The following is a 14,563-nucleotide window of genomic DNA, read 5'->3' on the forward strand; positions in this document are numbered from 1 at the left end:
AGCGGCATGAGAAGACCCGTCGAAACTGCCGATTTCCTTCCGCTCATTCTGCCGATAGGGCTTTCGCACACCCCCTATCGTCGCTTTCGTCGCCGATTTCTCTCACGATCTGGGGTTGGATGATGTCCTCGCGCGGTTTCCCCACCGAATTCACGGAGCCCGGTTTCGCGCCGTTCGCCTCCGCCGTCGCCCGCTTCCCGGAGCGGCCGGCCGTCCGGGCCGGCGGTCGGACGGTCAGCTACCGGGAGCTGGACGGCCTGACCGCCGCCCTCGCCGCCCGGCTCGCTCCCGGCCGGACGGTCGCCGTGACCGGCCGTGACCGACTGGACCACGTGGTCGCGCTGGTGGCGGTGCTGCGGGCCGGCGCCACCTACCTGCCGCTGGACCGGGAGGCCCCCGAGGAGCGCAACCGCTGGATCGTCGAGGACGCCGGGGCCCGCCTCGCCCTCGACGGCGAGGAGCTCACCGACCCGACCGGACTCGGCGGGGGCGAGGGGACGGGCGGGAGCGCCGGCGCCGGCTACGTCATCTACACCTCGGGCACCACCGGCCGCCCCAAGGGCGTGCACGTGCCGCTCGCCGCCCTGTCCGGCCACCTGGCCGCCGTCGTCGAGACCTTCGGTCTGACCGAGCGGGACGTGGTGCTGCAGTTCGCCCGCCCGACCGTGGACGTGGCCGTGGAGCAGGTGCTCGGGGCGCTGTCCGCCGGGGCCTGTCTGGTCCTGCCGGAGCAGGGGCTGCTGGCCCCGGCCGCGCTGCTGGACCTGCTGGACGCCGAGGGCGTCACCGTCGCCAACCTGGCCGCGGGCTACTTCCAGGACGTGGTGGCGGCCCTGGGCGGCCGGGTTCCGCGCACCCTGCGGCTGATGGTTTCCGGCAGCGACAAGCTGGAGCCCGCCACCGCCGCCGCCTGGTGGTCGGCGACCGGGGTGCCGCTGCTGAACGCCTACGGCCCGACCGAGACTGTGGTCACCGCCACCACCCACCGGCTCGACGGCGGGCAGGAGCAGTCGGCCGGCCGGGTGCCGATCGGCAGCGCGGTCGGCGCGCGCCGGCTCCATGTGCTGGACGAGCGGCTGCGGCCGGTGCCGCCCGGCGAGGCCGGCGAACTGTACGTCGGCGGGCCGCTGTTGGCCTCCGGCTACCTCGGCCGCGCGGGCCTCACCGCCGGCCGCTTCGTCGCCGACCCGTTCGCGGCGGCAGTCGGCGGCGTGGACGGCGTGGACGGCGTGGACGGCACCGACGGCGTGGATGGCGTGGACGGCGCCCACGGGGCCGTCGGCGCCCGGATGTACCGCACCGGGGACCTGGTGCGCCGCACCACCGAGGACGGCCCGCTGGAGTTCCTCGGCCGCACCGACCACCAGGTGAAGATCCGCGGCTTCCGGGTCGAGCCCGGCGAGATCGAGCAGGTGCTGGCCGCTCACCCCGGCGTCACCGGCTGCGTCGTGGTGGCGCACGAGGGCCGGCTGGCCGCGTACGTCACCGGCGCCGCGCCGGAGTACGCCGAGGCCCGGGCCTGGCTGGCCGAGCGGCTGCCCGAGCACATGGTCCCGGCGACGCTCACCGCCCTGGACGCCTTCCCGCTGACGGCCGGCGGCAAGGTGGACCGCGCGGCGCTGCCCGAGCCGCGCACCGCGCCGGAGGGCCGCCCGGCCGGCCGCCCGCCGCGCACCCCCGCCGAGCAGCTGATCGCGGCGGTCTGGGCGGACGTGCTCGGCGTACCGGAGGTCGGCGCCGACGACAACTTCTTCCACCTGGGCGGCGATTCGCTGACCGCCGTGCGCGTGGTGGGCCGGGTCTTCGACGTCTTCGGCATGGTCTCGCCGTACACCATCTTCGACGCGCCGACGCTGGCCGAGTTCGCCGCCGCGGTGACCTCCGCGTCCGGCGGCGCCCGCCCGGCCCCGGTCCGCTCCGGTGCCACCGAGGCCCCGCTGTCCAAGTTCCAGCGCGGCCTGTGGTTCCTCGACCAGTGGAACCCGGACGCGCCGACCTACGTGGTGCCCTGGGTGTTCCGCTTCTCCGGGCCGGTCGACCCCGACCTGCTGCGGGGGGCGCTGGACGGGGTGGTCGCGCGGCACGAGAGCCTGCGGACGACCTTCGAGCTCGCCGAGGACGGCCCGCGCCAGGTCGTCCACCCGTCCGTGGAACTGCCGTTCACGCTCACCGAGACCACGGCCGAGCAGGTGGACGCCCTGGTGGCACAGGCCGCGCTGGAGCCCTTCGACCTGGAGCGGGGGCCGCTGGTCCGGGCCCGGGTCTTCCGGGCCGGCGGGGCCACCACGCTGCTGCTGCTCCTGCACCACATCGTCTGGGACGAGGGCTCGCTGCCCGTCCTGGAGGCCGAACTCAGCGAGCTGTACGCCGCGTTGGCCGAGGGCCGACCGGCCGAACTGCCGGAACTCGCCGTCCAGTACGGCGACTACGCCGCCTGGCAGTACCAGGACGACACCGCCGAGCGGCAACTGGACTACTGGCGCGAGCAGTTGCGTGACGCCCCGACCGAACCGGCCCTGGCGCCGGACCGGGACCGGCCCGCGGAGCAGGCCTTCCGCGGCGCCTTCCACCGCTTCGCCATGCCCGACCCGGTGGCCGAGGCCGTCCGGGCGCTCGCCCGCAGCGAGGACGCCACCCCGTTCATGGTGCTGCTGGCCGGGCTGGCGCTCACCCTGCACCGCCGCTCCGGACAGCGCGACCTGGTGATCGGATCGCCGGTGAACGTCCGCGGCCGGGCCGAACTCGACGGCTTGATCGGCTACTTCGTCAACCTGCTGCCGCTGCGGCTGAAGCTGGAGGAGGGCGCCTCCTTCCGCGAGCTGGTCCGGCACGTGCGCGAGGTGTCGATCGGCGGCTACCGCCACCAGGAGGTGCCCTTCGACGACATCGCGGGCGCCGCGCTCGACGAGCGCCCCGAGGACCGCAACCCGCTCTGCCAGGTGCTGCTGGAGCTGCACCCGCTGGACCCGCGGCCGTTCACGCTCGGCGGGCACGACGTCACCCGGGCCCTGCACTCCAACCCGGTCTCCCGCTTCGACCTGTCCGTCTCGGTGGACGACCTGGGCACCGGCTTCACCGGCCGTTTCGAGTACGACAGCGACCTCTTCGCCCCGGACACCATGGCCGGCCTGTGCGAGGAGTGGCTGGGCACCCTGGCCGCCGCCGTCGAGGTGCCGGTGCACGCCCTGTTCGAGGCGCGGGCCGCCCGCGACCCGCGGGCCGTCGCCCTGATCTCCGGCGAACGGAGCGTCGGGTACGGCGAGTTGAACGCCGCCGCGAACCGGCTCGCCCGCCACCTGACGGGCCTCGGCATCGGGCGCGGGGACACCGTCGCCGTGCTGGCCGAGCGCGGGCCGGAGCTGGTCGTCGCCCTGCTGGCGGCCCTCAAGGCCGGCGCCGCCTACACCCTGCTGGACCCGGACTTCCCGGCCGAGCGGCTGGCCGGCGCGGTCGCCGACACCGGCGCCGCCACGGTGGTCACCCACCGCGCCACCGTGCCGTTCCCGGTCGGGCGCCAGGTGGACCTGGAGGCCTCGGTCGCCGAAATCGCCCGGTACGCCGCGCACGACCTCGGCCTGCCGGTCGACGGCGCCGACCTCGCCTGCGTGATGTTCACCTCCGGCTCCACCGGCCGCCCCAAGGGCGTCGCCGTCCCGCACCGCGCGCTCACCACCACCTACCTCGGCCAGGACTACGCCCGCTTCGGCCCCGAGGAGGTCTGGCTGCAGTGCTCGCCGGTCTCCTGGGACGCCTTCGCGCTGGAGCTGTACGGCGCGCTCTGCTTCGGCGGCACCTGCGTCCTCCAGCCCGGCCAGCGCCCGGACCCGCAGACCATCGCCGAGCTGACCCGACGCCACGGCGTCACCCAACTCCAGCTCTCCGCGAGCCTGTTCAACTTCCTGCTGGAGGAGTTCCCGGAGACGTACGACGGTCTGAAGCTCGCCTTCACGGCCGGCGAGCGGGCCTCCGTGACCCATGTGGCCAAGGCCCTGGAGGCCTACCCGGGCCTGGCGGTCGCCAACGGCTACGGCCCGGTGGAGAGCCTCGGCCTGACCACCTGCCACCGGGTCGGCCCCGCCGACACCACCGGCGCCTCCGTCCCGATCGGCGTCGCGCTGAACGGCAAGGGCGTCCTCGTCCTGGACGAGCGGCTGCGCCCCGTCGAGCCCGGCACGACCGGCGAGCTGTACGCCACCGGCGGCGGCCTCGCCCACGGCTACCTCGGCCGGCCCGGCCTCACCGCCGAGCGCTTCGTCGCCTCCCCGTACGGTGCTCCCGGCGAGCGCCTCTACCGCACCGGGGACCTCGGCCACCTCAACGCCGAGGGCCTGCTGGAGGTCACCGGCCGGATCGACGACCAGGTGAAGATCCGCGGTTTCCGGGTCGAGCCCGGCGAGATCGAGGACGCGCTCACCCGCCACCCGGCCGTCCGGGAGGCCGCCGTCGCCGTCCACGAGCCCGCCCCGGGCGACCGCCGGCTCGCCGCCTACGTCACCGTCGCCGCGGGCGCCCCCGACCCGGACGCGCTGCTGGACCACCTGGCCGCCCTGCTGCCCGAGCACATGGTGCCCGCCACCCTCGACGTCCTGGACGCCCTGCCGCTGAACCACAACGGCAAGGTGGACCGCAAGGCGCTGCCCGCCCCGGCCGGGCGCCGGAGGGTCGACGCGGCTCAGGCCGCCGAGGCCACCGAGGCCGCCGGAGCCGCCGGAGCCGCCGATCCGCTGACCGAGGCCGAGCGGCTGGTCGCCGACGCCGTGCGCGAGGTGCTCGACCTCGCCGAGGTCCGCCGCGAGGACAACTTCTTCCGGATCGGCGGCAACTCGCTGGCCGCCGTCCGGGTCGCGATGCGGCTGTCCCGGGAGACCGGAAGCCGCGTCCCCCCGCAACTGGTGTTCCGGGCCCGGACCGTGAGCGCCATCGCCGAACGGCTGGCCGCCCGATGACGGGCCGTGCCGCACACGAAGGGAACGAGGCCGTGAGCCCGTCCGACCGCCCGGCGCGCACCGCGCCCGTCTCGGGGCTGCAGCGCGGCCTCTGGTTCCTCGACCGCCTCGACCCGAGCGCCGTCACCTACTGCACGCCCTGGACCCTCGACGTCACCGGCCCGCTCGACCTCGCGCTCCTCCAGGGCGCGCTGGACGCCGTGACGGCCCGCCACGAGACGCTGCGCACCACCTTCGCGCTGCACCCCGACGGCCCCCGCCAGCAGGTGCACCACCGCCTCGCCCTGCCGCTCGCGGTGACCGACCTGCGCCCGCTGAGCGGCCCCGGGCAGGCCGAGCGCCTGGAGGAACTGCTCGCCGCCCGCTGCGCCGAGCCCTTCGACCTGGCGGCCGGCCCGCTGCTGCGCGCCGAGGCCTTCCGGGTCGAGGACGAGCGCACCGCGGTGCTGTTCACCGTCCACCACATCGTCTGGGACGGCTGGTCCGCCGAGGTCTTCGAGCGCGAGCTGGCCGAGCTGTACGGCGCGGCGGTGCGCGGCCGGGAGGCCGAACTGCCGGAGCTGACGGTGCAGTACGCCGACTGCGCCGAGGAGTGGCTCGGCACCTCCTTCGAGGAGCACCTGACGTACTGGAAGGGGCAGTTGGACGGCGCCCCCGCGCTGCTGGAGCTGCCCACCGACCGGCCCCGGCCCGCCGAGCGCGGCGCGGCCGGCCGCACCGAGGGGTTCGGCCTGGCCCCCGGGACGGCGGCGCGGGTCCGCGCCCTGGCCGAGACCGAGGGCGTCACCCCGTTCACCGTCCAGCTGGCCGCCTTCGCCCTGCTGCTGAACCGCTGGACCGGGGCCGACGACCTGGTGGTCGGCACCCCCGTCACCACCCGCGACCGGCCCGAACTGGAGCACCTGCTCGGCTACTTCGTCAACCTGCTGCCGCTGCGCCTGCGGCTCGCCCCCGCGCTGAGCTTCCGGGACCTGCTGGAGCACGTCCAGGACGTCGCCTTCGAGGCCTACGGCTACCTCGACCTGCCCTTCGACCAGATCGTCGACCAGCTGGGCGCGGCCCGCAGCGCCCAGCACCCGCCGCTGGTCCAGGTGGTGTTCGGCGCCCACGCCGAGGACCGCACCCCGCTCGCCCTCGGCCCGGCGGCCACCGCCCACAGCCGGGTGCGCTCCAACGGCACCAGCAAGTTCGACCTCACCTGGTCCGTCTTCGACGCCGGGGGCACCGGCGGCGAGCTGCGCGGCGAGGCCGAGTACCGCAGCGAGCTGTTCGACCCGGAGACCGTCCGGCGGCTGGCCGCCGAGTACGACGCCCTGCTCACCGCGGCCCTGGACGACCCCGACGCCACCGTGCTGCGGCTGACCACCCGCCCGGTCGAAGGGGCCGCGGCCACCGACACCCCGGGCCACTGCCTGCACCACCTGTTCGAGCGGGCCGCCGACGCCCACCCCGACCGGCCCGCCGTCAGCGACCCCGACCGCACCCTGAGCTACGCCGAACTGGACCGCCGGGCCAACCGCCTCGCGCACGCCCTGCGCGCCCGCGGCGCCGGCCCCGGCGACCGCGTCGGCATGCTGCTGGAACGCACCGCCGACGTCCTGGTCACCGTCCTCGGCGTGCTCAAGACCGGCGCCGCCTACGTGCCCGTCGACCTGGCCGCCCCCGCCGACCGCGCCGCGCTGGTCTTCGGCGACACCGGCGTCACCCTGGTCGTCACCGACCGTCCGGACCTGGTGCCCGAGGGCCCCTGGCGGGCCTACGACCTGACCGCCGAGGCCGCGGACCTGGCCGCCCGCCCCGACACCCGCCCGCCGGCCGCCGGGCGCCCCGGCGACGTCGCCTACGTCATCTTCACCTCCGGCTCCACCGGCCGCCCCAAGGGCGTGGCCGTCGCCCACGAGCACGTCAGCCGGCTGATGGCGGACGGCGAGCGGCACTTCGGCTTCGGCCCGGACGAGACCTGGACGCTCTTCCACAGCTACGCCTTCGACTGGACGGTCTGGGAGATGTGGGGCGCCCTGCTGCACGGCGCCCGGCTGGTCGTCGTCCCGTACGTGACCAGCCGCTCGCCGGAGGAGTTCGCCCAGCTGCTGGAGGAGGAGGGCGTCTCCTGCCTCTGCCTCACCCCTTCGGCGCTGCGCCAGCTGGAGCCGGTGCTGCGCCGCAGCCCGCGCGCCCTGCCCGCGCTGAAGTGGATCATGCTCGGCGGGGAGGCGCTGGACCCGGCCGTCGTCCAGCGCTGGTTCGAACTCGACCCGCCGCCCCCGGCCCGGCTGTGCAACCTGTACGGCATCACCGAGACCACCGTCCACGTCACCACCCACGACCTGGCCGGCAGTGCGGGCTTCGAGCGCAGCCTGATCGGCACCCCGATGCCGCACCTGAGCGCCCAGGTCCTGGACGACTGGCTGCGGCCGGTGCCGCCCGGCACGGCCGGCGAGCTGTACATCGGCGGCGGCAGCCTCGCCCACGGCTACTGGGGCCGCCCCGGCCTCACCGCCGGCCGCTTCGTCGCCGACCCGTACGGCCCGCCCGGGGCCCGGCTCTACCGCACCGGCGACGTCGCCCGGCGGCTGCCCGACGGCGGGCTGGAGTACATCGGGCGCGCCGACTTCCAGGTCAAGCTGCGCGGCTTCCGGATCGAGCTCGGCGAGATCGAGAACGCGCTCGCCGCCCACCCGGACGTCGACGCCTGCGTCGTCACCGTGCACGAGGACCGCCTCGCCGCGTACGTCACCGGACGCGAGCCCGCCGACGTCCGCGCCTTCCTCGGCCGCTCGCTGCCCCCGTACATGGTCCCGGCCGGCTACACCGTGCTGGAGTCGCTGCCGCTGACCGTCAACGGCAAGGTGGACCGCGCCGCCCTGCCCGCCCCCGGACAGCGCAGCGCCGCCACCGGCGGCCGCCACGTCGAGCCGCGCACCCCGGAGGAGGAGGCCTTCGCCGCGGTCTGGACGGAGGTCCTCGGGGTGGACGGCATCGACGTCCACGACGACTTCTTCCACCTCGGCGGCGACTCCATCCGGGCCGTCCAGCTGGCCGGCGCGCTGCACGAGCGCGGCTGGGGGGTGAGTCTGCGCGACGTGTTCAACGCCCCCACCGTCGCCGCCCTGCTGCCGCTGGCGAAGCCCGTCACCGAGGGCCGGGACGCGTACGAGCCGTTCGCCCTGATCACCCCGGAGGACCGCGCCGACCTGCCGCCCGGCCTCGTCGACGCCTACCCGATGGTCTCCATGCAGCTCTCCATGGTCTTCCACATGGAGATCGCCGGCGGCACCGACAGCTACCACAACGTCAACTCCTACCGGATCTCCGGCGACCTCGACGAGCAGGCCTTCCGACGCTCCGTCGCCGAGGCCATGGACCGCCACGCCGTGCTGCGCACCGGCCTCGACCTGTCCGGCTACGGCGAACCGCTGCAACTCGTCCACGGCCGGCTGACCGCCCCCGTCGAGTTCGCCGACCTGCGCGGCACACCGGACCAGGACGCCGCGATCCGCGAGGTGTTCGACACCCACCGGTGGACGCCCTTCGACCTCACCGCCCCGCCGCTGTTCCGGATCACCGTGCAGCGCCTGGCCGAGGACGCCTTCCAGCTCACCGTCTCCGAGCACCACGCGATCCTCGACGGCTGGAGCTTCACCTCGCTGCTCACCGAGATCCTGGAGCGCCACGGCGCCCTCGCCGCCGACCCGCTGAGCGCGCCCGTCCCGCCGCCGCGCACCGCCTTCCGCGACTTCGTGGCCGTCGAACGGCAGGCCGCCCGGGACGAGCGGTCGCTCGCCTACTGGCGCGAGCGGCTGACCGGAGCCAGCGGCCAGCTGTTCCCCGGCAGCGAGTCCGTGCACGAGGCGCCGCGCACCGTCGAGCGGGTGCTGCCGCAGGCGCCGGAACAGCTGCGGACGGTCGCCGAAGCGCTCGGCGTGCCGGTCAAGTCGGTCGCGCTCGCCGCCCACCTGCACGCCCTCGCCGCCGCCACCGGGAAGCCGCGCGTCACCACCGGCCTGGCCGTCAACGGCCGGCTGGAACGGCTCGGCGGCACCGAGGTGTACGGGCTGTTCCTGAACACCGTCCCGCTGAGCTGCGAGCCCACCGGCGACCTGCTCGCCCTGGTCCGCGAGGTCCACCGGGAGGAGCTGGACATGATGCCGCACCGCCGGGTGCCCTTCGCCCGCCTCGCCCGGCTGATGACCGACACCGCGCTGGACAGCCAGTTCGGCTACCTGCGCTTCCACGCCCTCGGCCGGCTCAGCTCGGCCCGCATCGTGGACGGCCGGATCGGCACCGAGCCGACCCTGCGCCACGAGCCCAACAGCTTCGCCTTCGGTGCCTCGCTGATCCAGGACCCGGTCTCGCAGCGGGTGCTGCTCGCCGTGGACCACCAGCGCTCGCTGGTCGCCGACAGCACCGCCGAGCAGTTCATCGACACCTACGCCACCGCCCTGCACACCATGGCCGCCGCCGTCCGAGAGTCCTGAGGGAACCGTCATGACCGATCTGCTGGACCGCCTGCGCACCGCCGTCGCCGCCCACCCCGGGCGCACCGCCGTCCTCGCCCCCGCGGGGAAGGCCGGAACCGCCCGCCTGGACTTCGCCGAACTCGACCGCCGCACCGCCGCCCTGGCCCGCGCCCTGCGCGAGCGCGGCATCGGCCGCGGCGACCGGGTCGGCGTCCACCTCGCCCGCACCGCGGACCTGCCGGTCGCCCTGCTCGCGGTCTGGCGGGCCGGCGCCGCCTACGTCCCGCTCGACCCGGCCTACCCCGCCGAGCGGCTCGCCTTCATGGCCACCGACGCCCGGCTGGCCGCCCTGATCAGCGCCGACGGCCTCCCCGCCGCCGAGGGCGTGCCGGTGCTGGGCCCGGACGCCGAGGCCGACGGGCCCGAGCTGCCGGAGGCGGCCCACCCGCTCGACCCGGCCTACGTCATCTACACCTCCGGCTCCACCGGCCGCCCCAAGGGCGTCGAGGTGCCACGCGGCGCCGTCGCCGCCCTGGTCCAGGCCCTGGAGGCGACCGGCGCCTACCGCGCCGAGCCCGGGGTGGTCGGCTGGAACGCCAGCGTCTCCTTCGACGCCTCCGTCCAGCAGTGGGCCCGGATCTGCCGCGGCGACACCGTCCTGGTGATCGGCGACGAGCACCGCGCCGACCCGGCCGAGGTCGCCGCCCTGCTGGCCGAGCACGCCGTCACCGACCTCGACCTGACCCCCTCGCACTGGGAGCTGCTGCGCGAGCCGCTCGCCGGCGCCCGGGTGCCGCGGCTGTTCATGGGCGGCGAGCCCGTCCCCGAGCGCACCTGGCGGGAGCTGGCCGACGGCGGCATCGACGCGCTCAACCTGTACGGGCCCACCGAGTGCACCGTCGACGCCGTCACCGCGCCGATCAGCGGCCCCGGGCCGCACCTGGGCGAACCGCTGCCCGGCGTGCGCCTGCACCTGCTGGACGAGAAGCTCGCCCCCGTCCCGGACGGCGTCGCCGGCGAGCTGTACCTGGCCGGGCCCGGCCTCGCCCACGGCTACCTCGGCCGGCCCGGGCTGACCGCGGAGCGCTTCGTCGCCGACCCGAGCGGCGGGCCGGGCGCCCGGATGTACCGCACCGGCGACCAGGCCCGGCGCGGCGAGGGCGGCCGGCTGGAGTACGTCGGCCGGGTGGACCGCCAGGTCAAGCTGCGCGGCTACCGGATCGAGCTCGGCGAGGTCGAGCACGCCCTGGCCCGGCTGGCGGGCGTCCAGGCCGCCGCCGTCACCGTCCACGAACCCGCCCCCGGCGACCGGCGCCTGGCCGGGTACGTCACCGGCGCCGTCACCGCCGCCGAGCTGACCGAGCGGCTGCGCGCCACCGTGCCCGCCCACCTGGTGCCCTCGGTGATCACCGTGCTGGACGCCCTGCCGCTCACCCCGAACGGCAAGGTCGACCTGGCGGCGCTGCCCGCCCCCGCCGCCCCCGCGGCCCCCGAGGAGGGAGCACCGGCCGGTGGCGGCGGACTGACCGAGCAGGTCGCCGAGGTCTGGGGCACCGTGCTCGGCGTCACCGGCGTCCGGCCCACCGACGACTTCTTCTCGCTCGGCGGCCACTCGATCGCCGCGCTGCGCGTCGTCCACCTGCTGCGCCGCCGGCTCGGCATCGAGCTCCAGCTGCGCCACCTGCTCGACTCGGCCGACCTGGCCGCCTTCACCGCCACCGTCGAGCGGGCCGTCGCGGCCGGCACCGCCGCCCCCCGGCCCGCCCTGACCGCCCGCGCCCGGGCGGCCGGCGCATGACGACCGCGCTGCGGGTGCGGCCCCGCGTCGAAGGGGACTGGCTGTTCGTCCCCGCGCCCCAACCGCACCGCCCGTACCGGCTGTTCTGCTTCCCGCACGCCGGGGGAGACGCCACCGCCTACACCCCGCTCGCCCGCGCCCTCGCCCCGGCCGCCGAGGTCTGGGCGCTGCGCCCGCCGGCCCGCGGCGGCCGGCTCGGCCACCCGATGCCCGCGAGCTTCGACCTGCTGGTCGACGCCGTCCTGGAGGCCCTCGGCCCGCACCTGACCGGGCGGTTCGGCTTCTACGGGCAGAGCTTCGGCGCCCTGCTCGGCTACGAGGTCGCCCGGGCGCTGCCCGCCGAGCGGCGGCCGGAGCTGGTCGTCGCCGCCTCCGCCTCGCCGCCCGCCGTCTGGGCCGGGGCGGACCGCCCCCAGCACACCGCCGACGAGCTGCTGCGACTGGCCGGGATGGGCGAACTCGTCGAGGGCGACGCCGACTTGAAGGAGAACGCGCTGCGTGGCATCCGCACCGACCTGGCCGTGGTCGACACCTACCGGCCCCGGCCCCACCCGCCGATCGGCTCCGCCCTGCACACCGTCGTCGGCGTCGAGGACCCGCTCCTCGCCGTCGGCGGCCTCGAAGGCTGGGCCGCCCACACCCGCGGCGGTTCCGGCCACCACGTCGTCCCCGGCGGCCACCTGCTCGCCACCGTCGACGGGCCCGGCCCGGTCGACCTGCTCTCCTCCCTCATCGCGCGGCCCGGCGCCGCCCACCAGCCCACGACGGAGCACTGATGCCAACCACCACCGCGGTCGACCTCACCGATCCCGACCTGTGGGCCCGCCCCGAAACCCCCGCGCTGGTCGCCGAGCTGCGCCGGGAGTCCGCCGTCCACCTCACCGACACCGTCGACGACGGACCGGTCTGGTCGGTGCTCTCCTACCGGCACTCCGCCGAGGTGCTGCGCAACGCCGCCGTCTACAGCTCAGAGCAGGGCTCGCTGCTCGGCGCCGGCGAGGGCAACGTCCCGGTCGGCTCCGGCCGGATGATGGCCCTCACCGACCCGCCCCGGCACCGCGAACTCCGCGCCCCCGCCAACCCGTTCTTCTCGCCCGGCGCCGTGCGCGGAGCCTCCCGGGGCATCGCCGAACTCGCCGCCTCGATCGTCGGGCAGGCCGTCGAACAGGGCGAGGTGGACCTCGTCGACGCCGTCTCCGCGCTGCCGCTGTCCGTCATGTGCGACCTGCTGGACGTCCCCGAGGCGGACCGCGACATGGTCGTCCGGGTCTGCGACGTCGCCTTCCTCGGCCGCACCCCCGAGGAGCGCCGGGCCGGCCACCAGCAGCTCATCCCGTACCTGCTGCACCAGGTGATGCTGCGGCGCGGCGACCCGCGTGACGACCTGATCAGCATGATGGCCACCTACCGCGTCGGCGGGAAGCTGCTGCCGATCGAGGACGTCGTCCTCAACCTGGACAACATCGTGGTCGGCGGCGTCCAGACCGTCCGCCACACGGCCGCCATGGGCCTGTACACCCTCGTCCAACGCCCGGATCTGTGGCGGCAGTTGCAGCGGGGCGAGGTCGGCATGGACTCGGCCCTGGACGAACTGCTGCGCTGGACCTCGGTCGGGCTGCACACCCTGCGCACCGCGAGCCGGGACACCGAACTGGACGGCCGCACCATCCGGCGCGGCGACCGGGTCGCGGTCTGGGTCTGGTCAGCCAACCGGGACCCGGAGGCCTTCGAGCGGCCCGAGGAGATCCTGCTGGACCGCGCCCCCAACAAGCACCTCGCGCTCGGCCTCGGCGCCCACTACTGCGTCGGCGCGCCGCTGGCCAAGGCCGAGCTCGGCGGCCTGTTCACGGCGATGCTGGAGCGCGTCGCCACCATCGAGCCGACCGGGCCGGTCACCCACAACCGCTCGATCATCAACTTCGGCCTGGACCGCTTCCCGGTCCGCCTCACCCCGCGCTGAGCACCGGCCCCGCCGCGCTGGGCACCGGCCCCGCCGCGCTGGGCACCGGCCCCGCCGCCCAACTGCCGCGTTCCTGCCTCGACTCCTGCCCTTCCGCCGCGCGGCCCGCCCCTACCTTCGAAGCAACCCGAGACCTTCGAAGCGAACCCGAGCGAAGCAACCCGAGGAGCGACACCATGAGCAACCCGTTCGAGGACGACAGCGCCGGCTACCTGGTGCTGGTCAACGACGAGAACCAGCACTCCCTGTGGCCGGTCTGGATCGACGTGCCGGCCGGCTGGACCACCGTCCACGGCGAGGACACCCGCCAGGGCTGCCTCGACCACATCGAGGCCAACTGGACCGACATCAGGCCCGCCAGCCTGGTCGCCGCCCTCGCCGACCGGTGACCGCCGCCATGCCGACCTGGGAACTGAACCCCGGCCGCCCGGCCCTCGCCCACGCGCCGCGCACCGCCGGCATCGGCGAGGCCTGCGAGTGGCTGCGCGAGAACGAGAGCGCGCTCACCGAAGCGCTGCACCGGCACGGCACGATCTTCCTGCGCGGCCTGCCGGTCGCGAGCACCGAGGACGTCGCGGCCGTGCGCGACGTCCTCATCCCGGAGCGCACCCCGTACCGGGAGAAGGCCACCCCGCGCAGCGACTACGGCAACGGCGTCTTCTCCTCCACGGACCTGCCGTCGGCCCTGCCGATCCGGATGCACAACGAGAACAGCTACACCCTGACCTTCCCCGGCCGGCTGCTCTTCGCCTGCCTGACCGCCCCCGAGGAGGGCGGGGCCACCCCCACCGCCGACTGCCGGCAGGTCCTCGACCGACTGCCCGCGCACCTGGTCGAGCGGATGCGGGCCTCCGGCTGGACCCTCACCCGCAACTACTCGGACTACGTCTCCCTCGGCTGGCGCACCGCCTTCGCCAGCGAGGACCGCGCCGAGGTCGAGGCCTACTGCCGGGAGAACGGCATCACCTGGGAGTGGCTGGCGGACGGCAACCTGCGCACCGGCCAGCTGCGCCCCGGCACCATCCGCCACCCGGTGACCGGCGAGGAGGTCTGGTTCAACCACCTCGCCTTCTGGAACGAGTGGTCGCTCGACCCGGACATCCGCGAGGCGATGACCGAGGAGTTCGGCCCGGACGGCCTCCCGTTCAACACCGGATTCGGCGACGGCGAACCCCTGGAGCGCGCCGACGTCGACGCCCTCAACGAGGCGTACCACGCCGCGACCGTGCGCGAGCGCTGGCAGGTCGGCGACGTGATGCTGGTCGACAACGTGCTCTGCGCCCACGGCCGGGACCCGTACCGCGGCGAGCGCAGGATCGCCGTCTCGATGGGGCAGCCCGTCGACGTCCTGGACTGCCGGCCCAGCGTCCGGCCCACCCTGGCCGTCGCCTGACGCCGC

At 75.5% G+C, this 14,563-nt stretch carries 7 protein-coding genes; all 7 read left to right on the top strand.

Annotation, left to right across the window (positions count from 1 at the left end; translation table 11 throughout):
- Positions 1 to 119 precede the first annotated feature (119 nt).
- The 7 genes from ABZ449_RS13480 to ABZ449_RS13510 all read left to right on the top strand — a co-directional run bounded on the left by ABZ449_RS13480 (position 120) and on the right by ABZ449_RS13510 (position 14,557).
- A complete protein-coding gene (locus tag ABZ449_RS13480; RefSeq protein ID WP_360344963.1) occupies positions 120 to 4,946 on the top strand; it encodes an amino acid adenylation domain-containing protein in 4,827 nt (1,608 codons plus the stop codon).
- A 32-nt stretch (positions 4,947 to 4,978) separates the two neighbouring features.
- Complete coding sequence (locus ABZ449_RS13485; protein WP_360344965.1) at positions 4,979 to 9,424, top strand: amino acid adenylation domain-containing protein; 4,446 nt, start codon at positions 4,979 to 4,981, stop codon at positions 9,422 to 9,424.
- Positions 9,425 to 9,434: 10 nt separating this feature from the next.
- Positions 9,435 to 11,204, top strand: coding sequence for a non-ribosomal peptide synthetase (locus tag ABZ449_RS13490; protein WP_360344967.1), 1,770 nt, complete (start codon positions 9,435 to 9,437; stop codon positions 11,202 to 11,204).
- Positions 11,201 to 11,980 carry a thioesterase domain-containing protein gene (locus ABZ449_RS13495; protein ID WP_360344969.1) on the top strand — a complete coding sequence of 260 codons (780 nt, stop codon included), beginning with the start codon at positions 11,201 to 11,203 and terminating at the stop codon, positions 11,978 to 11,980. The genes ABZ449_RS13490 and ABZ449_RS13495 overlap by 4 nt, the downstream gene beginning before the upstream one ends.
- Positions 11,980 to 13,164: a cytochrome P450 gene (locus tag ABZ449_RS13500; RefSeq protein WP_360344971.1), complete on the top strand. Its 1,185-nt coding sequence runs from the start codon at positions 11,980 to 11,982 to the stop codon at positions 13,162 to 13,164. Before ABZ449_RS13495 ends, ABZ449_RS13500 begins: the two co-directional genes overlap by 1 nt.
- Positions 13,165 to 13,340: 176 nt before the next feature.
- Positions 13,341 to 13,553 (top strand): MbtH family protein, encoded by a 213-nt coding sequence (locus tag ABZ449_RS13505; RefSeq protein ID WP_360344973.1) that lies wholly within the window; start codon positions 13,341 to 13,343, stop codon positions 13,551 to 13,553.
- Positions 13,554 to 13,561: 8 nt separating this feature from the next.
- On the top strand, positions 13,562 to 14,557 hold the full coding sequence (locus ABZ449_RS13510; protein ID WP_360344975.1) for a TauD/TfdA family dioxygenase: 996 nt from the start codon (positions 13,562 to 13,564) through the stop codon (positions 14,555 to 14,557).
- Positions 14,558 to 14,563 lie beyond the last annotated feature (6 nt).

Source organism: Kitasatospora sp. NPDC005856 (assembly GCF_040629945.1).
GTDB lineage: Bacteria > Actinomycetota > Actinomycetes > Streptomycetales > Streptomycetaceae > Kitasatospora.